Annotated in this window: 17 protein-coding genes; 7 read left to right on the forward strand and 10 right to left on the reverse strand. The window is 44.7% G+C overall.

The features are described 5' to 3' along the window. Positions 1-99 precede the first annotated feature (99 nt). Entirely contained in the window at positions 100-1,332 is a 1,233-nt protein-coding gene (locus IEW69_RS15435; protein ID WP_229663651.1) for a carboxypeptidase-like regulatory domain-containing protein, read from the forward strand. A 261-nt stretch (positions 1,333-1,593) separates the two neighbouring features. Continuing rightward, positions 1,594-2,667: a PA0069 family radical SAM protein gene (locus tag IEW69_RS15440; RefSeq protein WP_188627784.1), complete on the forward strand. Its 1,074-nt coding sequence runs from the start codon at positions 1,594-1,596 to the stop codon at positions 2,665-2,667. A gap of 254 nt (positions 2,668-2,921) precedes the next feature. Here the strand turns inward: IEW69_RS15440 and IEW69_RS15445 are convergent, their stop codons facing one another. Continuing rightward, positions 2,922-5,456, reverse strand: coding sequence for an ATP-dependent Clp protease ATP-binding subunit (locus tag IEW69_RS15445; protein WP_188627785.1), 2,535 nt, complete (start codon positions 5,454-5,456; stop codon positions 2,922-2,924). Between the two features lie 182 nt (positions 5,457-5,638). On the opposite strand from IEW69_RS15445, the gene ettA reads away from it, so the two are divergent. After that, positions 5,639-7,318, forward strand: a complete 1,680-nt coding sequence (gene ettA / locus IEW69_RS15450; RefSeq protein ID WP_188627786.1) for an energy-dependent translational throttle protein EttA — start codon at positions 5,639-5,641, stop codon at positions 7,316-7,318. A gap of 197 nt (positions 7,319-7,515) precedes the next feature. Here the strand turns inward: ettA and IEW69_RS15455 are convergent, their stop codons facing one another. The 4 genes from IEW69_RS15455 to IEW69_RS15470 all read right to left on the reverse strand — a co-directional run bounded on the left by IEW69_RS15455 (position 7,516) and on the right by IEW69_RS15470 (position 12,044). Then, a complete protein-coding gene (locus IEW69_RS15455) occupies positions 7,516-10,149 on the reverse strand; it encodes a TonB-dependent receptor (RefSeq protein WP_188627787.1) in 2,634 nt (877 codons plus the stop codon). Between the two features lie 70 nt (positions 10,150-10,219). After that, complete coding sequence (locus IEW69_RS15460; protein WP_188627788.1) at positions 10,220-10,462, reverse strand: DUF1456 family protein; 243 nt, start codon at positions 10,460-10,462, stop codon at positions 10,220-10,222. A 1-nt stretch (position 10,463) separates the two neighbouring features. Beyond that, a complete protein-coding gene (locus tag IEW69_RS15465) occupies positions 10,464-11,771 on the reverse strand; it encodes a DEAD/DEAH box helicase (RefSeq protein ID WP_188627789.1) in 1,308 nt (435 codons plus the stop codon). Between the two features lie 45 nt (positions 11,772-11,816). Next, on the reverse strand, positions 11,817-12,044 hold the full coding sequence (locus IEW69_RS15470) for a hypothetical protein (protein ID WP_188627790.1): 228 nt from the start codon (positions 12,042-12,044) through the stop codon (positions 11,817-11,819). Positions 12,045-12,151: 107 nt separating this feature from the next. Here IEW69_RS15470 and IEW69_RS15475 point away from each other — a divergent pair, with 107 nt between their 5' ends. Then, a complete protein-coding gene (locus IEW69_RS15475; RefSeq protein ID WP_188627791.1) occupies positions 12,152-13,933 on the forward strand; it encodes a glycoside hydrolase family 15 protein in 1,782 nt (593 codons plus the stop codon). On the opposite strand, the gene IEW69_RS15480 is transcribed toward IEW69_RS15475, so the two are convergent. Next, positions 13,930-16,107 (reverse strand): bifunctional alpha,alpha-trehalose-phosphate synthase (UDP-forming)/trehalose-phosphatase, encoded by a 2,178-nt coding sequence (locus IEW69_RS15480; protein WP_188627792.1) that lies wholly within the window; start codon positions 16,105-16,107, stop codon positions 13,930-13,932. The two genes, IEW69_RS15475 and IEW69_RS15480, sit on opposite strands and share 4 nt — an antisense overlap. A 189-nt stretch (positions 16,108-16,296) precedes the next feature. On the opposite strand from IEW69_RS15480, the gene IEW69_RS15485 reads away from it, so the two are divergent. Beyond that, the gene (locus tag IEW69_RS15485) at positions 16,297-16,770 is read left to right on the forward strand and encodes a ribonuclease H-like YkuK family protein (protein WP_188627793.1); all 474 of its coding nucleotides are present in this window, start codon (positions 16,297-16,299) and stop codon (positions 16,768-16,770) included. Between the two features lie 6 nt (positions 16,771-16,776). On the opposite strand, the gene IEW69_RS15490 is transcribed toward IEW69_RS15485, so the two are convergent. Then, entirely contained in the window at positions 16,777-18,195 is a 1,419-nt protein-coding gene (locus IEW69_RS15490) for an ammonium transporter (protein ID WP_188627794.1), read from the reverse strand. Positions 18,196-18,447: 252 nt separating this feature from the next. Between IEW69_RS15490 and IEW69_RS15495 the strand changes: the two genes are divergently transcribed. Next, on the forward strand, positions 18,448-18,930 hold the full coding sequence (locus IEW69_RS15495) for an SRPBCC family protein (protein WP_188627795.1): 483 nt from the start codon (positions 18,448-18,450) through the stop codon (positions 18,928-18,930). On the opposite strand, the gene mnmL is transcribed toward IEW69_RS15495, so the two are convergent. Then, the gene (mnmL, locus tag IEW69_RS15500; protein WP_188627796.1) at positions 18,909-19,865 is read right to left on the reverse strand and encodes a tRNA modification radical SAM protein MnmL/YtqA; all 957 of its coding nucleotides are present in this window, start codon (positions 19,863-19,865) and stop codon (positions 18,909-18,911) included. The two genes, IEW69_RS15495 and mnmL, sit on opposite strands and share 22 nt — an antisense overlap. Positions 19,866-19,953: 88 nt before the next feature. Further along, the gene (locus tag IEW69_RS15505; protein WP_188627797.1) at positions 19,954-20,454 is read right to left on the reverse strand and encodes a DUF892 family protein; all 501 of its coding nucleotides are present in this window, start codon (positions 20,452-20,454) and stop codon (positions 19,954-19,956) included. Between the two features lie 333 nt (positions 20,455-20,787). On the opposite strand from IEW69_RS15505, the gene IEW69_RS15510 reads away from it, so the two are divergent. Beyond that, a complete protein-coding gene (locus IEW69_RS15510) occupies positions 20,788-21,264 on the forward strand; it encodes a hypothetical protein (RefSeq protein WP_188627798.1) in 477 nt (158 codons plus the stop codon). Between the two features lie 79 nt (positions 21,265-21,343). Here IEW69_RS15510 and IEW69_RS15515 read toward each other — a convergent pair whose 3' ends face one another. Next, positions 21,344-22,765: an APC family permease gene (locus IEW69_RS15515; RefSeq protein WP_188627799.1), complete on the reverse strand. Its 1,422-nt coding sequence runs from the start codon at positions 22,763-22,765 to the stop codon at positions 21,344-21,346. Positions 22,766-22,873 lie beyond the last annotated feature (108 nt).

A 22,873-nucleotide genomic window follows, 5' to 3' on the forward strand; every position in this document is an offset into this window, starting at 1 on the left:
CTTCTTTGAAATACAAAAATACTTTTTTGTCTTAAATGTTTGGAATTTAAAACAGTACCTTTTTTATTGCCTTTAAAACTAATATATTAGTTGATAGATATGATGATGAGACACCTTACCCTTTGCTTTATTTTCCTGCTGCTTTCTAGTGGCCTTTATGCGCAGAACCTAGCCATCACTGGTGTGGTGAAAGATAAAAAAGGTGTTGAATTACCGGGTGCTGGTGTTTACCTGAGTAATTATAAGAATGCAACATCCACGAATGCGGAGGGCAAGTTTACGCTTGGGAACCTGAAGCCCGGTAATTACGATGTATTGGTGCAGATGATTGGCTACCTCCCCTACACAAAGAATGTGGTTCTGTCGGATAAATCGACAAGTATTCAGGTGATCTTACAGGAGAATCCGATTCAGCTGGATGAAGTGGTGATTCGCACTGATCCCAATCGGGAGAAATATTTGCAGGTATTTAAGGAGTTTTTCATCGGCAAGACGCCAAATGCAGAAAAGTGCAAGATCTTAAATCCTGCGGTTCTGCGCGTGGATTACGATAAAGAGCGAAAGATCTTGACGGTTAAATCTGACGACTTCCTGATCATAGAGAATAAAGCCCTGGGATATAAGCTCCGCTATATGCTACAGTTCTTCGAGTACAATTATAACACGCGCATTGTTTATTACAGTGGCTTGCCAAACTTTGAAGAGATGAAGGGTAGTAAGGGCACACGCAATCGTTGGGTTCAAAAACGCGAGACCGCGTATTATGGATCCACGCAGCACTTTTTCAAATCGCTGTATGCGGGTACAAGCAAGGGAGAAGGATTTATGCTGCACAAGCTGATTAAGATTCCAAATAGCCAGCGTCCTTCTGATGCTATAATTAATGCTGAGATTACGAAACTGACAAAGAACAGGAATGTAGTTATACGCATCAATACGCCTACAAACGACTCGCTCCGTTACTGGATGAAGATTCGGGAGATGCCCAAGGAAATTAGCACCCTTAATCGACAGGAGATACTGCTCGACACCTTAGTGAAGCAGCAATACCGTGACCTTAAGACTTTAAGGTTTAAAGATCAGCTCTACGTGATTTATACGAAGGAACGGGAAAGTACAGCGTATAGTAATATGTCTGGTCATGCGGTAAGCAGACCTCTGGATATCCCCAACTATCAGATTTCAATCGTGAACATGTTGCAATCTCCAGTTCACTTCTATGAACATGGGGGTGTGTACGAACCTAAATCGCTGCTGTTTGAAGGGTTCTGGGCCTTTGAGAAGATCGCAGACATGGTTCCAATGGACTATGTACCCTTGCCTAAGAAGTAACACGCTACTCTACTGCGTATTGTTCATTAGGCATTTGATAAAATTGCAGACATGGTTCTCATGGACTATATACCAGGGCCTAGGAAGTAACTTCCTGATTTAATGCGTATTGTTCATTAGGCATTTGAAAGAATTGCAGAATGTTACCAATGGAAAATGTACCCTTACCTAGGAAGTAATTCCTTGATCTTCTGCATATTATTCTTATACTTTTATTTCTATGCCTTTGTTAGTTGCTAAATATATTAGTATTTTTACAACATGGACTTACAGGGAGACAAATCTTCAATTTATTTTAAAGGTCGCGGTGCGCAGCTAAATCCGCATAATCGCTTCTTGAAAAATGATTATGTAAAGGAACATGCGGAAGGCATTGATGATTGGGAAGAATCGGATCAAAAAACATCGTTCATCTTTGGAGAGTCTAAGTCAGTTGTAAACAAAGTGGACAGTCCTGATGTGGGTATGGCTTACTCCCTCAATCCGTACCAAGGATGTGAACATGGCTGTACATACTGTTATGCACGAAACAGTCATGAATACTGGGGCTTTAGCGCCGGACTGGAATTCGAAAGGAAGATCATCGTGAAAAAGGATGCGCCGCAGCTCTTCCGAAAGTTCCTGGAGAAGAAAGGCTGGGCTGCAGAAATCATCTCCCTTTCAGGTAATACGGACTGTTATCAACCCGCTGAACGGAAGTTTAAGCTCACCCGACAGCTGCTGGAAATTGCACGCGAGTACAAACAGCCCATTGGCATGATTACCAAAAATGCACTGGTACTGCGCGACCTAGACATTCTCAAGGAGATGGCTCAGGAGAAGCTCTGCATGGTGTATGTATCTATAAACAGCCTCAATGAAGACCTGCGACTAAAGATGGAACCAAGAACAGCGACTGCTGTGCAACGGCTGAAAGTAGTAGAGCAGCTCAGTGCTGCCGGCATCCCGGTTGGCGTTATGGTTGCACCACTCATACCTGGTCTAAGTGACCACGAAGTTCCTGCAATTTTAAAAGCGGTAGCCGAGCGTGGCGCTGTAAAGGCGGGATATACCGTTGTACGGCTAAACGGCGCAATCGGCGGGATATTTAAGGACTGGCTCGAGAAGAACTACCCAGATCGTTTTGACAAGGTATGGCACATGATCCAGTCTTGCCATGGCGGTCAGGTTAATGATAGTCGCTTTGGTGAACGCATGAAAGGGAAAGGGAATATTGCGCAGCTGATTAGCGATACATTCAAACTGCACTGCAGGCTGAATAAGCTAAACTTAGCACCTATAGAACTTGATTCAAGTAAGTTCCTGGTACCGAAGGCACAACTCAATCTTTTTTAAAAGCTGTCTTATTGCCCGCAAGTATAGTTTTTAAAAGACCGTTGCGTTTTTTAAACTGAGCCTGGTAAAGTATTTTGCCTCACCCAAGGGCATGATTGTTAAAGAACGTTGGTCTTCTCAAGTGAAGGAATATTCGAGACCTTTCCACTTCCTTAACTCCTATGATTATCAACCGTGTAACCTGATATTAATATCTATGCGTAAAAAAAGCCCGTTGATCAATGACCAACGGGCTTTTTACTTATTCTGAAAGGTTATGCACCTTCTTCTTTTTTCTTTTTCTTACCTGGGCTTCTGTTCTCTACGGTAATTTGATCACTTTCTTTGTTGTAATCAATCTCCAGAACATCACCTTCACTTACATCTCCTTTTAGGATTTCCTCAGCAATTGGATCTTCAAGGTACTTCTGAATCGCACGTTTTAGTGGACGTGCACCGAAGTTGATGTCAAACCCTTTGTCAGCGATGAAATCTTTAGCAGCGTCAGTAAGCTTGATTTCATAACCAAGATTATGAACTCTGCCGAACAGTGATTTGAGTTCAATGTCAATGATTTTGAAGATCTCTTCTTTACCTAAAGTATTGAAGACAACCACATCATCAACACGGTTAAGGAACTCCGGTGCGAAAGCACGTTTTAACGCGTTCTCGATAACACCTCTGGAGTGCGCATCAACCTGACTCGTCTTAGCGGAAGTAGAGAAACCAACACCTTGACCGAAATCTTTCAACTGGCGTGCACCAATGTTCGACGTCATGATGATGATGGTATTTCTAAAGTCCACTTTGCGACCTAAACTATCGGTCAGCTGTCCTTCGTCCAGTACCTGTAAAAGGATATTGAATACGTCAGGGTGAGCTTTTTCAATCTCATCAAGTAAGATTACAGCGTACGGTTTACGGCGAACTTTCTCCGTTAACTGACCACCTTCTTCGTATCCAACGTATCCCGGAGGCGCACCCACCAAACGTGACACTGCGAATTTCTCCATGTATTCACTCATGTCGATCTGAATCAGTGAATCATCACTATCGAACATAAAGCGTGCAAGCTCTTTCGCCAGCTCCGTTTTACCCACCCCAGTTGGACCAAGGAAGATGAATGAACCGATTGGCTTTTTAGGGTCTTTCAATCCTGCTCTTGTACGTTGGATGGCTTTTGTCAATTTCTTGATTGCATCATCCTGACCGATAATCTTATTAGCAACCGTATCATACATGTTCAACAGTTTCTGACTGTCCGTCTGTCCAACACGTTGTAAAGGAATACCAGTCATCATGGAAACAACTTCAGCAACATTATCCTCACTTACGGTATAACGTTTAGTCTTCGTTTCTGTTTCCCACTCGGATTTTGCACGGTCAAGTTCTTCCAGAAGATTCTTTTCAGTGTCCCTCAGTTTTGCGGCTTCCTCGTATTTCTGGCTTTTTACCACCTTGTTCTTTTCAACCTTGATGTCTTCTATCTTGGTTTCGATCTCAATGATCTTTTCCGGAACATGGATATTGGTTAAATGCACTCTTGAGCCCGCTTCATCCAATGCGTCGATGGCTTTATCTGGTAAAAAGCGATCTGTAATGTATCTTGATGTTAGCGCCACACAAGCGTTAATCGCTTCATCGGTATAAGTCACACCGTGGTGATCCTCATACTTTTCTTTAATACGATTAAGAATCTCGATGGTTTCATCAGGAGATGCTGGTTCGATCATGACCTTCTGGAAACGACGATCTAGTGCACCATCTTTCTCAATGTATTGACGGTACTCATCTAGTGTAGTGGCACCGATACATTGAATTTCTCCCCTTGCCAATGCTGGTTTAAACATGTTCGAAGCATCTAAAGAGCCCGAAGCACCACCTGCACCAACAATGGTGTGGATTTCATCAATAAACAGGATCACATCCGTAGATTTCTCCAATTCATTCATAACTGCTTTCATTCGCTCCTCAAACTGCCCACGGTATTTTGTACCCGCAACAAGAGAGGCAAGATCAAGCGTTACTACGCGTTTGTTAAACAACACCCTTGAAACCTTACGCTGAACAATACGCAATGCTAGTCCTTCTGCGATGGCAGACTTACCCACACCGGGTTCACCGATAAGGATTGGGTTATTCTTTTTTCTACGTGAAAGAATCTGAGATACGCGTTCGATCTCTTTTTCCCTGCCCACAATCGGGTCAAGGCGACCTTCCTCTGCAGCTTTAGTCAAGTCCCTGCCGAAATTATCGAGCACAGGAGTTTTAGATTTAATGTCAGAAACTTTCTTCGGGCCGCTGAAGCTCTCCTCTTCACGATAATCATCGTCACTGCCTGCAGAGGCACTGTTCTGAATATCATCTCTGAAGTTGTTTTTGTTTACTTCAACTTCCTGCTTGAAAATCTCATAGTTGATGCTGAATTGCAATAAGATCTGTGAGGCAATGTTATCATCATCGCGAAGAATTGACAATAACAAGTGCTCAGTACCTATCAGGTCGCTCTTAAATATCTTAGCTTCTAAATAAGTGATCTTTAAAACTTTCTCAGCTTGTTTCGTAAGTGGGATGTTTCCCAGATTTACCGTTACACTTGAAGTACCTCTTACGGCATCTTCAATGGCACGTCGTAACTTTGAAGTATCTACTCCAAGTGACCTTAGAACCTTAATGGCCATACCATCGCCTTCGCGAATCAGGCCTAATAATAGATGTTCTGCGCCTATGTAATCGTGACCAAGTCTCAGGGCTTCTTCCCTGCTAAATGAAATCACATCTTTAACTTGTGGTGAAAACTTAGCTTCCATATCTACCTTTCTTTACCGGAATGCTCTAAACTATAAATTATGTTTAAATAAGCGAGACCATTTTTTTTAATTTATCAACAATTACGCCATCCCCCCTAATTATAATATGACCGGTGCCGTAATTTCACAAAACGCTGCGTATTTTGACTTTATTGCCGATATTTGTAATCCAATATGCAATTATGTCAGACGAAAAAATAATATTCTCGATGGCCGGGGTAAATAAGATTTACCCTCCACAGAAACAAGTATTAAAAAATATATACCTGTCCTTTTTTTATGGTGCTAAAATAGGCGTTATCGGTCTAAATGGTTCAGGAAAGTCATCGCTACTGAAAATTATAGCTGGGCTTGACAAATCTTATCAGGGTGAGGTTGTTTTCTCTCCGGGTTACTCTGTCGGATACCTTGCTCAGGAGCCAATCCTAGACAACGAAAAGACTGTGCGTGAGATTGTTGAGGAAGGTGTGTCTGAAATCACCGCCATCCTGAAAGAATACGAAGAGATCAATGAGAAGTTCGGCCTGCCGGAAGTTTATGAGAATCCAGATGAGATGGAGAAACTCATGAACAAGCAAGGTGAACTTCAGGATAAAATCGATGCGACCAATGCCTGGGAGCTGGACAACAAACTGGAGCGCGCGATGGATGCTCTACGTTGCCCTGATCCAGAAACCAAGATCGGTGTACTGTCGGGTGGGGAACGCAGAAGGGTTGCCATGTGCCGCCTGCTCCTTCAGGAGCCAGATGTCTTGCTTCTTGATGAGCCTACCAACCACCTTGATGCGGAAAGTATCGACTGGTTAGAGCAATTCCTGAAAGATTACAAAGGAACCGTTATTGCCGTAACCCACGACAGATACTTCCTGGATAACGTTGCCGGATGGATCCTTGAACTTGACCGTGGAGAAGGTATTCCATGGAAAGGCAATTATTCTTCATGGCTAGACCAGAAAGCGAAACGCCTTTCACAGGAAGAAAAAACGGAGAGTAAACGTCAGAAAACCCTTGAGCGTGAGCTTGAATGGGTACGCATGGCGCCAAAAGCCAGACATGCAAAGTCCAAAGCGAGGCTTTCCAATTACGAGAAACTTGCTTCAGAGGATTCGAGGGAGCGTGAAGACAAACTGGAGCTCTTCATCCCTGCTGGTCCACGTCTGGGTAATGTAGTCATCGAAGCCAACAACGTAACCAAAGCTTATGGTGATAAAATCCTGTTTGAAAACCTCAGCTTCTCGCTACCTCCAGCAGGCATCGTAGGGATTATTGGTCCAAACGGCGCTGGTAAAACCACCCTGTTCCGCTTAATCACCCAACAAGAAACCCCAGACACTGGCGACTTCAGAGTAGGTGAAACCGTAGAGCTTGGTTATGTAGATCAGAACCACAATGACCTGGAACCCGAAAAAACTGTTTACGAGAACATCACAGACGGGCTGGATAACATCCAACTTGGCAACAAAGCTGTAAATGGCCGTGCCTATGTGTCTAAGTTCAACTTCAATGGTGGTGATCAGCAGAAAAAAGTAGGCGTATTATCCGGTGGTGAAAGAAACCGTGTGCACCTGGCCATTACGCTGAAGAAAGGCGCTAACGTGCTCCTGCTCGATGAGCCAACCAACGATATCGACGTAAACACTTTGCGTGCATTGGAAGAAGCACTGGAAAACTTCGGCGGCTGCGCCGTGGTTATTAGTCACGACCGTTGGTTCCTGGATCGTATCTGTACACACATCCTTGCTTTTGAAGGCAATTCGCAGGTTTACTTCTTCGAAGGTAACTACAGCGATTACGAAGAAAATCGCAAGAAACGCCTTGGCGATGTCACTCCGCACCGCCTTAAATACAAAAAACTAGCTTAATAAAGCTGCTAATATTAGCACTTAAGGTCGCTTACACTTCCCTAATCAAGTTGCTAACACTAGCCCTTAAGCCTGCTAACATTTAGATTACCAAGGCTACTAATACTAGCTTCTAGCGATGCTAACGTTAGATTACCAAGGCTACTAACGCAACCTTATTAAAGCTACTAACACTAACCTTAATCAAGCTGCTAACATCAACCTCCAAACTGCTGGAGGTTGATGTTTATACTCACCTGCAAATACCGCGTGTTCTGATTATTCTTGCTATCAATAATCGAGTTGTCAGACACATTACGGATAAAATAATTCCCCTGATTCAAGATGTCATAAGCCTGAATCTTAAACGTACCCCGCTCCCGCTTCAAGAAAGGTTTCTCCAGACTCATATTCACAATCGTCGGATTACTCGATGCAATGGCATAGCCGATATTAATGCGTTTCAAAGCATCAAAGCCAAGAATGATCCTGCGCGGCAAGGTCGTCTTCATGCTCAGGTTAAACTCATAAACTTGTATGTTCTTCAGGTTGCTATAGCCTAAAGAGTACCTATTACTGTTGTAATTATAGCTGGCATCCGCCGTAACAGATAATGCCTTTTTACTCATCCGCAGCAAAACCGCCTGCGAGAGGCTAAAGTTCTTGTTTTCATTAAGCACGTTGTTGGAATAAGAAACCGTGTTTCCGAAACCAACTGTACCCCGAACTTCCAGGTTGACCACATTATCCACAAAGGGCTGCGACCAGGAGTAGATTCCATCAACGTTATAAGCGCCATTCGCATTCAAAAACGTCGTTTCCTGTTTCAAGCCATTCAAGGTATCACGCCGCAGGAACACATTACTCACCACTTGATTCTGCACGACCTCACCGTTAACAGCAAACATAATCACCCTCCCGGTTTGCAGGTTACTGTTCTGGAAAGACAAACTGGCGGTTTGGTTGAACGTAGACTTCAAATTGGGGTTACCGATGATCACATTTTGCAAGTTGCGGGTATTGGGCACAGGCTGCAATTGCGCCAGATTTGGCGCCGCACTCGTTCCATTATACAGGAAAGTCAAACTGGTACGATCAGAAACGTTGTAACTCACATTTGCCACTGGCGTAATGTTGAAACCCACATGCCTGATGTTCCCGAATGGCCGTTTATTGTACACGGTGAGTACATTCGGCTGGGCACTTATCCCAAAGTTGTAACTCAAATCCTCTGCGCCATACCTGAAGTTCACACCGAACAAATGCGAACCGAACCTGGAAGTATAATCTGTACTCAGCGTATCTACAATGCGCCTGCGGCCCTGTGCATTGTTCACCCGGGTCACCAGCGTATTAGCATTATCCTCCAATTCATAAGTATACACAAAATCCAGGTTCTTACTCACCAACGAGTCCTCATCATTAGACAGGGGCTCTGAAAAACGGATCGTTCCAGCCAGGCTCCTCAGCCTGTTTTTAGTATCCATTAACCTGTTCAGCAAGGAATCCTTTGCAAAAAGTCCTGTTTGCGGATTATAATACCTTATCCGGTTATCCATGTCATCATCCAGCTGCGATATGCCGTTCTTGGCAGAAATCCCAATAGATAGCGTTCGCCCCGGCTTGGTCATGCGGTGCGACAAAGCGAGATTTCCATTCAACTCTGGTGTGTATTGGCTACTGAAAGTATTGTTGAATAAATCCTGCTTTATAACCCCGGTCTGTGCCGACAGTGCACGATAGGCTGTATTGCTGTTTAGAAAGTTCCCTGTAACCGCCGCCTGTAAATAGGTCTGTTTGCCAATAGACTGCAGGTTCCAGCTCAAGTTATGCCGGCCTGTATTCGTATTGCGGTTATAGTCGTTTATGGTATAAAGTGAACCCGAAGGGTTTAGGGTTTCCGTATAATCCAGCTGGTGATTATCGTTCTTGTTGTTGTCGTAAACATAGGCAAGACTCCCGGTAACAGACTCACTCAGCTTGTCGCGATAGTTCATCCCCGCAGAAATGTTACGGTTTATCCCTGCCGGATTGTTGGTACTGTTTATATTCCCCTTAATACCCACCTGCTTTTTCTCACGCCATAGGTTCCCATTGGTTTGCAAGCCATAACGCTCACTGGTCCCAGCATAAAGCGCCGTGTTCCCGAAATTCCCCTTCCCACGCCCTGGCTTGGTCACCAGGTTTAACATCTTCTGCGACTCACCAGATTTATTCCCCGTGAACGAAGATTCATCACCATAATCATTAATGATCTGCACTTTCGCAATGATATCAGCAGGAAGTTGTGTAATGAAATCTTTGACGTTGTTGGTGAAGAAGTCCTCCCCATTCACCCGCAGCTTCGTCGTCGGCTGCCCCATGGAGATCAGCCGCCCGTCGCGATCAAACCGCAGCCCAGGCAATTGCCGGAGCAGTTCGTCAACGCGATCGTTTTCCCGGACCTGAAAAGCCGCAGCATTATACTCCACCGTATCTTTAAGCACCCTAACGGGGATGACCTGGGTCGTAATTACGACTTCCTTCAGCGTGTTTTTATCTCTTTGCAGGAAATAGGGGACGTTGGTATGCTTCTGCCCGGATTTAAAATCGAGTCGTATGTCGAGCGAATTGAAACCAAGACTCCTGATGCTAAGCAACGCAGTTGCCGCTACGATCCCGGAAATGCTGAATTTGCCCCGGAAATCAGTAACTGCCTGCAATGTATCCTTGCCTGAGACAATCCGGACCGAAGCACCTGGCAAGACCCTGTTTGCAGAATCTTTAACCGTGCCACTTACCTTATTCGTAGCTTGAGCAATCGCATAACCAGAGCAAAAAAGATTGAACAAAAGGAATAGTAATATGCGCATAACAGCTCCTTGCTATGCGAACATAGTGAAAATTGATAAATATGACTAATTATATAAGGCATTAAATGCCTTATGCCTGGTCTTCATTTTTCGGTGCTCTGGGGCCGCGTTTATAGATAATCAATCCATTCAGGAAGTTCCTCAGGATCTGATCTCCACAGGGTTTGAAGTTTGGATGGTCGGTACTCCTGAAAAAAGAACCAAGCTCACTCTTCGTAATTTTAAAATTTACAAGTTCCATGATCTTGATGATCTCGTCGTTATTAAGCTCCAGCGCCACACGCAGCTTTTTAAATATATCGTTATTGCTCATATTACATTGCTATCTCTATTTTCACCTTCTTGTTCTTGATGCGCTCATTGGATAAAGCGGCCAGTACCTTATGACTCATCTTCCGCTTCACCGCCACATAGCTGCTCTGATCTTTAACTTCAATCAAGCCAACATCCTCTTTCTGCAGTCCACCTTTTTTCAGCAGCAAACCTACGATATCAATTTTATTCACCTTATCCTTTTTCCCGGCTGCGATGTAAAGCGTCTGCCATTCACTATCTTTTGGCGGCTTCAAACCCTTGTCTTTTAAAACTTCGGTCTCAATGTCACCAGATAAGAATGGATATTTCTCATCATCCGCCATAATCAGGTATGCCGTGCCTTTGGCATTCATCCTCGCGGTCCGGCCGTTACGGTGTAAAAAGGCATCTTCGGTATAAGGGAGTTGGTAGTGTACAATGTACTGCACTTCAGGAATGTCCAGACCTCTGGAGGCTAGGTCAGTGGTAATAAGCAGCTTGATGCTGCCATTACGAAACTTCAGCAGCGCACGTTCGCGCTCGTCCTGCTCCATACCACCATGAAAGATGTCATGCGCAAGATCTTTGTCAATCAATAAATCACTTATGCGATCCACTGTCTCCCGGTGGTTGCAGAAAATCAGCGTACGTTCGTCACCAATCCTGCAGATCAGTTTAAACAAAGTATTCAGTTTCTCTTCTGCGGTGGTCATCACCTTCTTCAGTTTCAAGTCTGGCGTAACTGCAGCACTGTTCAGGAAGTCGATCTCTGCGGCATTACGTACACCGGCAAAGTCTGGTATAACGTCCATCTTGGTTGCAGAGGTTAAAAAGCGTTGCTTAAGTGAACGCAGTTGCCCGATGATGTATGACATGTCGTCCTGAAAACCAAATTCCAGGGCTTTATCAAACTCATCCAGCACCAAAGCAGTGATGGTCGATTCGTCGAAGTTTTCATGTTTAAGGTGGTAGGCAATTCGCCCGGGCGTGCCTATAAGCACCGCTGGTGCTTGTGCCAGGTTGTTCCGCTCAATCTTCACCGCATGACCGCCGTAACAGCAGTTCACCTTAAAGCCTGTCCCCATGGCCTTGAACACCTGCTCAATTTGCAGGGCCAGCTCCCGGGATGGCACAAGGATCAACGCCTGAACGCCTTTAACCTCAGGATTAAGCAGCTGAAATACCGGCAATAAAAAGCCCAGCGTTTTTCCGGAGCCCGTAGGCGCTAGCAGGATGATGTCTTTGCCTTTTGCAGCAGCTGCAGTCGCAGCAACTTGCATCTGGTTTAAGGCGGTGATATTTAGATTCTCAAGAACTTTTTCTACCATAAGTTCCAAAGGTAACAAATCTGTCGGTAAGCACCGACCGGCACCTTAAAACTTAAGGTAGCGCTTTTTGAAGCGGCGCAAGGTTCTGTTAACCCTGGCGTCCATATGCATCAGCATGTCCCCTCTTTTTCTTACCAATGCGCTTACATAAGTATTCGCCTTTTGGATTGGCGTATAAAGATGGTCATCCAATAATTCAAGATATTTTTCATTTGATCTGCTTGCTTGTAGCAAATAGAATTCGTTCATCAAATCTGTGTTAATCGTGTTCATTGGAATGCTTTTTATTGATGCAACCATTTACAACTATAGCATAAACAACAATTCACATAATAAGTTGTTCTTAATATTGACAAACAAAATAAACTAACACGAATTAAATGGATAGACACACCTATCAAACGGGTATCATAGGCAACTGTGCTTACCTGGCGCACATCAACAAAAACACGAATGTAGACTGGCTTTGCTGGCCACGATTTGACAGCTCTTTTGTATTCGGAGGCTTACTGGACGACGAAAAAGGCGGAGAGTTTTCCATCCGCCCGGCAGGTGAATATACCTCCAGACAGTTTTATCTGGAAAACACCAATATTCTTTGCACAGAAATCACCAACCCTGAAGGCACTTACCGCATTACCGACTTCGCGCCGCGTTTTCGTCAATATGAACGCTATTATAAACCTTTAATGTTCATCAGAAAAGTGGAGGTTATCAGTGGCAACCCACGCGTAAAAGTAAAATGCAGACCTGTCTACAACTATGGTGAAGACAAATTTAGCCGCAGCCGCGGAAGCAATCATATCCTTTATGAATCTGGCAATGAAACCTTACAGTTAAGCACCAACATCTCTTTAAGTTATATCGAAGATGAACGCTATTTCGCGCTTAATGAACCCAAATATTTAATCACCACCTTCGGCTACAAGCTTGAGGCACCAATAGACAGTACTGCAGAACGCTTCCTATTAAGCACGAAGCAATACTGGCGTACCTGGATTAAACATTCTTCTATCGCGGGCTTCCAACAGCCAGTGGTCATCCGCTCTGCGCTCGTTTTGAAGATCCACCAATACGAAGACACTGGCGCCATCATCGCGGCGAGTACAACCAGTCTTCCGGAACATCCGGGAAGCGTGAGAAACTGGGATTACCGCTATTGCTGGATGCGCGACACGTACTACGTGATCACTGCGCTAAACCACATCGGCCATTTCGAAGAAATGGAGCGCTATTTTAATTACATCACGGACATTTCTTTCCGCAATGATGAACGTTACCAGCCACTTTTCGGCATCGCCGGAGAACGCAAGCTTACCGAACGCATTCTGGACCACATCAAAGGCTACCAGGGTAACCAACCGGTAAGGATCGGTAATCAAGCGTTCGAGCACATCCAGAATGACATATATGGCCAGGTGCTGATATCTATGCTACCGCTTTACCATGATAACCGTTTCATCTTTGATGAACGTCATGGCTCTGCGCAGTGGCTGGACTATCTGCTGAAGAAGATTGAACGTACCATTGACGAAAAAGATGCCGGCATCTGGGAGTTCCGTAACATTGCCAATCACCATTGCTACACGAACTTATTCCAGTGGGCAGGTGCGAATGCTGCTTTGAAGATGGCAACAACCATCAACGACGAGAAGAGTAAGGAACGTGCCCAAATCTTAATTGATAAAGCAGCTAAATATATTGAAGATTGTTATGATCCCATACGTAAAGTGTACACGCACGGCGTTGGCAGCCCACACCTGGATGCGAGCACACTGCAACTTATCCTGATGAACTACCTGGATCCGCAATCGCAAAAAGCAAAAGATCACCTGCTTGCTGTTGAAGCGGAGCTGAAAGCACCAAACGGTCTTTTCTACCGCTACAAACATGCCGATGATTTTGGAAAACCGAAATCGACCTTTTTGATTTGTGCATTCTGGTATGTGGAAGCATTAGCTTGTGTTGGCCGCATAGATGATGCCATCAGGGAGTTTGAATCCCTGATGCAATATGGCAATCACCTTGATCTATTTAGTGAGGATATTGATGAGCATGACGGTAGTCAGTGGGGCAACTTCCCACAGGCTTATAGCCATGTAGGTTTGATGAATGCTGCCCACCGAATCGCCATCAAATTAGATAGACCAGTTTTTCTTTAACTGATCAGACTTGTTAACAGGGACCTGACTTCGGTCGGGTTCCTTAAATAATACCGTGCAGCGGAAATGTTACTGCCAACCTTTATGGTATAGGCTTCCTCCGGAATGGCTTTAAAGATATCCTCGTCTGTATGGTCATCGCCTAATGCGATAATGAAGTCCGGATGGTTATCATGCATCCAGTTTAAAGCTGCCTTACCTTTATTAACCTCAATATTTTTAAATTCAAGCACCTTATTTCCAGGCATCAACTGCAATCCATTATCCGCAACCATGATGCGCAAATGATTGATGATTTCCTGCGCTCGCAGCTCCCCAAGACCTTCTTCCACTTTGCGATAGTGCCACACCAGCGAATAACTTTTCTCTTCAATGAAAGATCCCGGCGTACGATCGGTATAAGTTTCCAGTACTGCACGGATATCAAGCTTCCACTTGTCGGTTAATAGTGGCAGGCTTTTCCACTCGCTGCCCGATTTTTTTTGCCATGCACCATGTTCGGCAATCATATCCAGTTTCAGGTGCCCAAACCAATCTTCGAGCGTCTGGTGTCTTCTTCCGCTGATGATAATCACTTTGTTGCCTGGTACGTTGGAAAGGCCAGTAAGCAATTGTAACAGTTCTTCATCTGGGGAGGCTTTGTCAATATCTCCTTTAAAGCCAACCAGGGTTCCATCATAATCCAGGAACAGGTAGCGCTCGCCAGCGTTTGTATATGCAGTTTTAATTCCTTCACGTATAGATGCCGACGCGTATTTAGTAAGCAAGGCTGCTTGCATTTCTTTCACCTCGTTCAGTTTATCCATAAAATTCTTTACCCAAAGATGTATGTTAAATTTCTTCACAATAGCCCGCATGCTCTTCATGCGGTGCTCCTGCTCCTGCTCGCTCATGTTAAGCGCCTGCAACAGATTGCGCATGATTTCGCCAATGTTGTTCGGGTTCACAATCAGCGCATCGTTCAATTCCTTAGAAGCACCTGCCATTTCACTCAGGATTAACACCCCCCGATTGTCGGTCTTGGATGCAACAAACTCCTTGCTCACCAGGTTCATACCGTCGCGCATCGGTGTAACCAGGCAAACGTCTGCGGTTCTATACAATGCGGATAAAAACTCAATCGGAAAAGACCGATAAAAATAGTGCACGGGCGCCCAGTTCAGCGTTCTGAACTTTGCATTGATGTTGCCAACCAGCTGATCAATCTGCTCCCGCAGCTCTTTATACTGCGGCACGGTGTCTCTCGAAGGCACTACAATCATGTACAATTCTACCTTTTCAATATATTGGGGATGAAGATGCAGGAACAGTTCGAAGGCCTGCAAGCGCGGGATAATCCCCTTGCTATAGTCCAGGCGGTCGATGGAAAGGATCATTCTCGAACCCTGTTTAGATTCTTTGAAAGACTGTATGTGTGCACTAACCCGTTCGTTATCAGCTAAACGCTCAAATTTATCGTCATCAATCCCCATAGGGAATGCTTCCACTACAATCTGCCGTTCGTTGTAGGTGATGACGTTGTTGGCGTATTTGGAGGTGGACAGCTTGCTTGCTGCACTTAGAAAGTGTCGCACATCATCGAAGGTGTGGAAGCCCAGCAAATCTGCGCCGAACATGCCGGCAAGTAGTTCTTCTCGCCACGGAATCAGGCGAAAGATTTCATAAGATGGAAATGGAATATGCTGGAAGAATCCAATCGTAACATGTGCCTGTCGCGCGCGTACAAGACCCGGCAACAATAATAATTGATAGTCATGGACCCATACCGTGTCACCCTCATGCAAATGCGCTTCAACAGCATCTGCAAATTTGGTATTTACAGTCTGATAAAAATCCCAGTAACTCTGCTCATAGTTGGCATAGGTGGTCATGTAGTGGAACACCGGCCATAGCACTTCATTGGAGAAGCCTTCGTAGTATTGATAAATCTCTTCATTGCTGAGGAATACCGGAATCAAATTCAACTCTGCGAGTTTCTCGGTAACTTCCTGCTGCCGGTCTTCCGGAACTTCCAGTCCCGGCCAGCCAATCCAAACGTTATCGCCCGTCTTGTATATGGAGCCTAAACCTGTTGCCAGGCCCCCTTCACTAGGACTTAGTTCATAAACCCCATCCTTTTCTACAATTTTCACAGGAAGACGGTTGGAAACAATAATGGTTTTATTCTTTGTCATATGTACTATTACTACCCTTATGAAAGGCTATTGTTTTGAGTTTTTCGAGATTTCACAAAGCACAAACCTTACATTTTCTAGTCTTTAATTCCCGTAACCGCCTGATATTAAGGAATTAAGTAGTGGATTTAACATCTATTTAATCGCGAAACACCTATCTTAGGGTAGCGACATTCTAAATCTACTCCAATGAACTGGAAAAAATTCAGCGGCGAGCTTATCCACAAGCCGATACTAAAAGAAATTGAACAGGCTATTATCCGGGAAACCGAAAACGGGTACAAACTAAAGATCTGTATTGGTACAGATTCACAGGTAAAGGGACCCATCACAAACTTCGCGACCGTCATCGTTTTGCTGCGTGCGCATCATGGCGGATTCATGTACATTCATCAGGAAAAGTCTACCCATAGGATGGGTATTAAGGAGCGCATGCTCGCGGAGGTGCAGAAATCCATCGAAACCGCTTATTCCATTTGCGACTTACTGGACCTCTATGATGTCGGACTGGAGGTTCATGCCGACATCAATACCAGTCCATCTTTCAAATCAAACAAGGCGCTTAATGAAGCGATGGGTTACATTTTGAGTATGGGCTTTATCTTTAAAGCGAAGCCCGAAGCTTTTGCAAGTTCTACCTGCGCAGATAAAATGGTACACTAGTTCCAGCTAGGCTGGAACTTTATGCAAGGTATCTATCTTATGCAGCGTATCTACTTCGATAATGGTTTCAACCGGGCTATTTTCCACGAAGAGCGTGCCCTGGTAGTATTTTTCATTATGCTGCGAGGCATCTAACCCTTCTTCTTCTTCGGCAGAGCTCACGCGGATTGGCTGAATCAGGTTCACCAGCTTGAATATACCGTAAGACATCACAAAGCTGAAGGTTACTACAATCGCGACACCTTTAAGCTGGGTAAGAAAGAACGTCGCATCTCCATAAAAGAGACCGTCAAAGCCAGCAGGATTGATCTGTTTACTCGCAAACACCCCGGTTAAGATCATACCAACAATACCACCTACTCCATGGCAAGGGAATACGTCCAATGTATCATCCAGGCTGGTACGGGATTTCCACATCACAGCCAGGTTGGATATGATCGCTGCAACCACACCAATGAAAATACTTACCGGAATGGCCACAAATCCTGCACTCGGCGTGATGGCCACCAAGCCAACAACGGCACCGATGCAGAAGCCAAGTACGGAAGGCTTTTTACCACGCAACACATCGAAAAACATCCAGGAAAGGCCTGCGGCACCTGCAGCCATATTGGTGGTTGCGAAAGCACTTACTGCTAGCGCTCCAGAGCCGAAGGCAGAACCACCATTGAAGCCAAACCATCCGAACCAAAGCAATCCAGTGCCTATTAATACATAAGGGATATTTGCTGGTGGTATTTCCTTGTTCTCGATATGGGATTTACGACGCTTCAATACCAGCGCACCAGCAAGTGCCGCCATCCCTGCAGAAATGTGTACGACCGTCCCGCCAGCAAAATCCAGGACACCCATTTTTAACAAGAATCCTTCCGGATGCCAGGTCCAATGTGCCAGTGGAGAATACACAAAAACCGAGAAGAGTACAATAAAGAGAATATAAGAAGTAAAACGAATCCGCTCTGCTACTGCACCTACAACTAATCCTGGGGTAATGATGGCAAACATCAACTGGAATACCGCGAATAAGGTCAGCGGAATGGTTGGTGCTGCTGCCCATGGCGCCCCAGAATTTACATTCTGAAAAAATGCGAAGGTGGCTGGATTACCGATGATGCCGTTAATGCTCTCTCCAAATGCAAGACTGAAACTAACCACTACCCACATCACCGTAATGACGCCCGCGGCAACCACACTCTTAATCATCGTAGAAAGCACATTTTTACGATGTACCATACCTCCATAGAAGAAAGCAAGGCCAGGTGTCATTAAAAACACTAGTGCTGCTGAAATTAAAATCCATGCAATGTCGGCCGAATTATACGTTCCTTCATCAAAATTCGGCATTACCGGAAAGTAGAGGCATAAAATACCAATTAGCAGCAACAAAACGAATGGAAGGCTTTGTCTTAGGGTTAAATTTTTCATATTATCCATTTTAAAACAGGCGAATTATTAACAAACACCAACAATAGTAGAAATATTGAGGTCTATATTTCAAAAATACAGTCTTTAATCTTAAAATCTCAAAGTTATTTTCACAAAAAACACCATCATAGACGCAACACTTACAAAAAGATAATATTTACACGCCTTGATAATCTAAATTTTGCATTTAACAGCAGCAATTTTGCTCAAAAACACAAATAAACATGTAGCAAAAAAGATTGTTATGGGAATATGAAATCATATCACCTGGAATTTAGCCAGAAAATGCCGATCAGCCTCTCAGAGGCATGGGCATTCTTCTCTTCACCCTTAAATTTAGCGAAGATTACCCCTAAAGAGATGGCCTTTACCGTCACTTCGAATACCACCGAAACCACCAGAATGTATCCTGGCATGATCATAACCTACAAGGTTTCGCCTGTATTGGGGATTAAAATAGACTGGATGACGGAAATCACCCAGGTGCAACATGAAAAATACTTTATTGACGAGCAACGATTTGGCCCATATAAGTTCTGGCACCACCAGCATCACTTTCAGGAGATACCAGGTGGTGTGCTGATGAATGACATCCTGACCTATGGTATGCCTTTCGGCGTGTTCGGTCAAATGGCAAATGGCATATTTGTAGCAGACAAGCTACAGCAGATCTTCAGTTACCGGAAAGAAAAAGTGGAGGCGCTGTTTGGAACCTACAGTACGCCTACTTCATAGGCGGAGCCCTGAACTACCCCTCTGCGCTCAATTTCTTTGTCGATATAGGTCTGAATAGCAGATTTGTTCAGGCCCCAGTTTGGCGCAATTAAAAGGTCCCAATCGGAAATCCCGAACAATCGTTGGATGACGATATCCGGCCTTAACAAAGGAATCAGCTTGCACAGCAAATCGGTATATTCTTCAAGGCTGAAGAGTTTAAATGGATTCTTCTTGTATTTAGCCCCCATAATGGAACCTTCTACAATATGTAGGTGGTGAAACTTAACGAACTTGATCTGCGGAAAACGGTTAATCTCATCGATATACTTCAGCATCATCTCTTCAGTTTCCCAAGGGAAGCCGAAAATGGTGTGCACACAAAGATCCAGGGGTGAATTTTCGAGCAGCTTTACCGCTTCTACAAATTCCCCGTGACTGCAGCCGCGGTTGATTTGATTAAGCGTTTCGTCGTAAATAGATTCCATGCCCATTTCCAGATCCACGTCAAAACGATCTGCATAACTTTCCAGTAGGGCGATCTTTTCCGCGTCTATACAATCCGGACGTGTACCGACTGAAAAGCCTACCACATCTTCCGGGTTGATGGAAAGCGCCTCATCATACATCATCTTGAGATAATGCGTAGGCGCATAGGTATTTGTATTGGGTTGAAAATAAACGATGAACTTATCCGCTTTGTAAAAGCCTTTCCCGCGCTCCATACCTTGCTCCAGTTGTTCGCGTATGGTGGGCAGTTTGCGGGAAAGTTCCGGCGTAAAGGAGTCCACGTTACAATACGTACAACCCCCATAACCTTTAGAACCGTCACGATTCGGGCAGGTAAACCCACCGTCTACAATAACCTTAAACACGCGCTGTCCCTTGTACTTCGCCTTTAAATGTGTACCGTAGTTGTTATAACCTTTTATGCCTGAATCTAATGGAGTTCCCAAATCGCTATATATTTGCTGCAAAAATACAGCTTTTTTGCGGGGATTGGAATTCCGTGGCTTTCCTTACCATTTATTTACATTCAATCGGTTAATCTGCTTTGGCTGCCGCCGGGTTGATGATGTTGCTCGCAATCTGCGATAAATAAGCTGCCGTGTCATTTTCCTCCTTCAGGCATTGTTCCAAAAGCACGTTCGCCTGTTCCAGCTTCAGCTCTTTGCTAACTTCAAAAAGCACGGTATAGCTCGCGATTTTATAATGCTCAACATGTTGTGCCGCATAGATGATCGCTGCATCGCGCATCGGCGTTCCAGCTTCATTCTTCACAATCAGATCCCTTGCTTTTTCGACCAGCGCAGAAACAATGTTACATTCCTGCTTGGTGGCCTTCACTTTTAGGGACTTCATAATTGTCTCTAATCGGTTTACATGGGCCTCCGCCTCTGTAGATGGAGAATTAAGCGCCGTACGTAACTCCTCGGTGTATGCTGCAATGGAGAGTGCCACGAAACTCTTTATAAACTTCTTCTCAGCATGATACAGATCCACCAATCGGGTAATAAAAAAATCCATTAATCCTGTCTGTTCCATAATAAGCTTCAATTTACCACAATAACAAGCTTTGCTAATTTAGGTTTTGGGTGGAAATTTCAAACGATGAAGCACAAGATAAAGAATGATACCTGCAGCCGACCAGCAACAAAGCCCAGGTATGATCTCATACAGCTTTCATCCAGCTTTCGTTCGCCTTTCCTTCGGCTGGAGGCGAAGCATAGGCGAACGAAAGGCGAACAATAGGCGAACAAAAGGCGATTGATGTGATAAGCATTTGTCGCTCTACCATGCAGCTGCGTCGCGGCACCTGCAGCCTAATTTTACCTGCTGCTGTATATGGTTTACGTTTTATTTATGGATATTAGGCCTATGAAACAACTCTTTATAGCCTTTATATGTTGCCTGTTTGTTAACCAGGCCAGCGCACAGCTACAGCCGCAAGTACTTCCCAACGCGGTATTCTATAAGAAAGATGGGAAGACATTCTCGACCGTGCAGATCCCAACCACGAAAAAAGCATTTATCATGTTCTTCGATGCAACCTGTGATCACTGCCAGCAAGTAGCCAGGCAGCTGTCTAAACAAAGCGGCAGATTAGCAAATTCAAACATCTACCTGGTTTCCATGGATGAGTTCCGCTCTATTGATTACTTCATGACCAACTTCGCGAAACCGCTGATGACCATGAAAAATGTAACCGTGCTGCAGGATAAGCATTCGATCTTTATCCCGACTTTCAAGCCAGATAAATACCCTTCCATGTACCTTTACAACACCAGCAAGCGCTTGCTTAAGTTTTCAAGCAATGACAAAGAGGTTCCGAAATTTCTGGAATTGATGAACTAACCACATTTTTAAGCATAAAAAAAGGCCAGCAGCTGTCCCGGTATTTTCCGGAAAGCTGCTGGCCTTTTTTATGAATGCGCTACTCAGCCGTTTCTTTCGGCTTACTCAGGTAATACACTGGAATCCCGGCAAGCATGATTACAACGCCCCAGCCACAAGTACTGGTTTTTGTGATCAGCAACGATATGCAGATTGCTGCAGCGACAATGATGTACAGAAATGGCAGTACCGGGTAGCCGAAAGCACGGTAAGGACGTACGGCATCAGGCATTTTACGACGAAGGATGAAAATACCGTAGATGGTCAGGATGTAAAAGATAATTACAATGATCATTACGTAATCCAGCAGATCGCCGTACTTTCCGGTAAGACAAAGCGCCGATGCCCAAATGCACTGAAACCATAGTGCCCATGCTGGTACGCTGGACTTGTTCAATAAAGCGGCCTTCTTGAAGAATAAACCATCTTTGGCCATGGTGTAATACACACGTGCACCAGCCATGATTAAGCCATTATTACATGCAAATGTGGAGATCATGATCATGACCGCAATAATCAATGTACCCGTGTTGCCAAAGATGTTTTGCGCAGCAACAACGGCCACACGATCTGATTTGGCAAAAGCGATGTCATGCAATGGCATTACGGATAAATACATGAGGTTGGCCAGAATATAGATTACAGACACGATGAAGGTCCCAAGGAACAGGCTTAAACCCACATTCTTTTCAGGGTTTCGGATTTCTGCAGCAATGAAAGTAACGCCATTCCAGGCATCACTTGAAAATAGTGATCCGACCATCGCCGCAGATACTGCAGCAAGTAAAGCAGAGCCAGCAATTGGCATCCAGCTGTCTGTAGCCGCGTTGTAGTTGGCCGGGCTCCAGGCATCCGCCCAGTTCGCGTTCCAGACTTCGGCCTTTGCGCCAAGCGTAAAACCAAAGATGATCAGGCCGAACAGAGATACAATTTTGATCACGGTCAGGAAAGTCTGCAACAACTTGCCATTTTTAACGCCCTTACTGTTGATATAGGTGAGCACAATGATGGTGAAGATGGACATCAGCTGCGCTGCATTGATGTTGAAGTCGCCGAAGCTAAACAAGATGTTCTCATCGCTTAACGGCTCAAAAAGGTAGGCTGCAAACTTGGAGAAGGCCACACCGACTGCGGCGATGGTGCCGGTTTGGATGACCGCAAAGAAACTCCAGCCGTAAAGAAAAGCGATAAGTTTGTTGTAGGCTTCTTTAAGGTAAACGTACTGGCCACCAGCCTTTGGAAACATGGCGCTCAGCTCGCCATAACTTACGGCTGCTATTACGGTTACCAGTCCTGTAAGCACCCAGATCAGGGTCAACCATCCGGCGGAGCCGACCTGGCGTCCAATGTCGGCACTGACGATAAATATTCCGGATCCAATCATGGAGCCGACCACCAGCATGGTGCCGTCCAGCAAGCCCAGTTCGCGTTTGAAGTGCTGATCCTCTGTTTCTTTTTCCATTGAGATTTATAAATAGTTTGGTTGCCGGCGAATATATTTAAAAAATCCAATATTAAAACAGGCGTACTCATTGCCAGCCAATTATAAATTTGGTAAAGTGCTAAACTA

Origin of the sequence: Pedobacter quisquiliarum (genome assembly GCF_014642175.1) — a bacterium.
Taxonomy (GTDB): domain Bacteria; phylum Bacteroidota; class Bacteroidia; order Sphingobacteriales; family Sphingobacteriaceae; genus Pedobacter; species Pedobacter quisquiliarum.

Coding starts and splice junctions, on each gene's coding strand:
- IEW69_RS15480 (WP_188627792.1), bottom strand. CDS start 16,107: ATGACAAAGAATAAAACCATTATTGTTTCCAACCGTCTTCCTGTGAAA.
- IEW69_RS15455 (WP_188627787.1), bottom strand. CDS start 10,149: ATGCGCATATTACTATTCCTTTTGTTCAATCTTTTTTGCTCTGGTTAT.
- IEW69_RS15470 (WP_188627790.1), bottom strand. CDS start 12,044: ATGAACACGATTAACACAGATTTGATGAACGAATTCTATTTGCTACAA.
- IEW69_RS15440 (WP_188627784.1), top strand. CDS start 1,594: ATGGACTTACAGGGAGACAAATCTTCAATTTATTTTAAAGGTCGCGGT.
- ettA (WP_188627786.1), top strand. CDS start 5,639: ATGTCAGACGAAAAAATAATATTCTCGATGGCCGGGGTAAATAAGATT.
- IEW69_RS15445 (WP_188627785.1), bottom strand. CDS start 5,456: ATGGAAGCTAAGTTTTCACCACAAGTTAAAGATGTGATTTCATTTAGC.
- IEW69_RS15475 (WP_188627791.1), top strand. CDS start 12,152: ATGGATAGACACACCTATCAAACGGGTATCATAGGCAACTGTGCTTAC.
- IEW69_RS15505 (WP_188627797.1), bottom strand. CDS start 20,454: ATGGAACAGACAGGATTAATGGATTTTTTTATTACCCGATTGGTGGAT.
- IEW69_RS15435 (WP_229663651.1), top strand. CDS start 100: ATGATGATGAGACACCTTACCCTTTGCTTTATTTTCCTGCTGCTTTCT.
- IEW69_RS15460 (WP_188627788.1), bottom strand. CDS start 10,462: ATGAGCAATAACGATATATTTAAAAAGCTGCGTGTGGCGCTGGAGCTT.
- IEW69_RS15515 (WP_188627799.1), bottom strand. CDS start 22,765: ATGGAAAAAGAAACAGAGGATCAGCACTTCAAACGCGAACTGGGCTTG.
- IEW69_RS15485 (WP_188627793.1), top strand. CDS start 16,297: ATGAACTGGAAAAAATTCAGCGGCGAGCTTATCCACAAGCCGATACTA.
- IEW69_RS15510 (WP_188627798.1), top strand. CDS start 20,788: ATGAAACAACTCTTTATAGCCTTTATATGTTGCCTGTTTGTTAACCAG.
- IEW69_RS15465 (WP_188627789.1), bottom strand. CDS start 11,771: ATGGTAGAAAAAGTTCTTGAGAATCTAAATATCACCGCCTTAAACCAG.
- IEW69_RS15495 (WP_188627795.1), top strand. CDS start 18,448: ATGAAATCATATCACCTGGAATTTAGCCAGAAAATGCCGATCAGCCTC.
- IEW69_RS15490 (WP_188627794.1), bottom strand. CDS start 18,195: ATGAAAAATTTAACCCTAAGACAAAGCCTTCCATTCGTTTTGTTGCTG.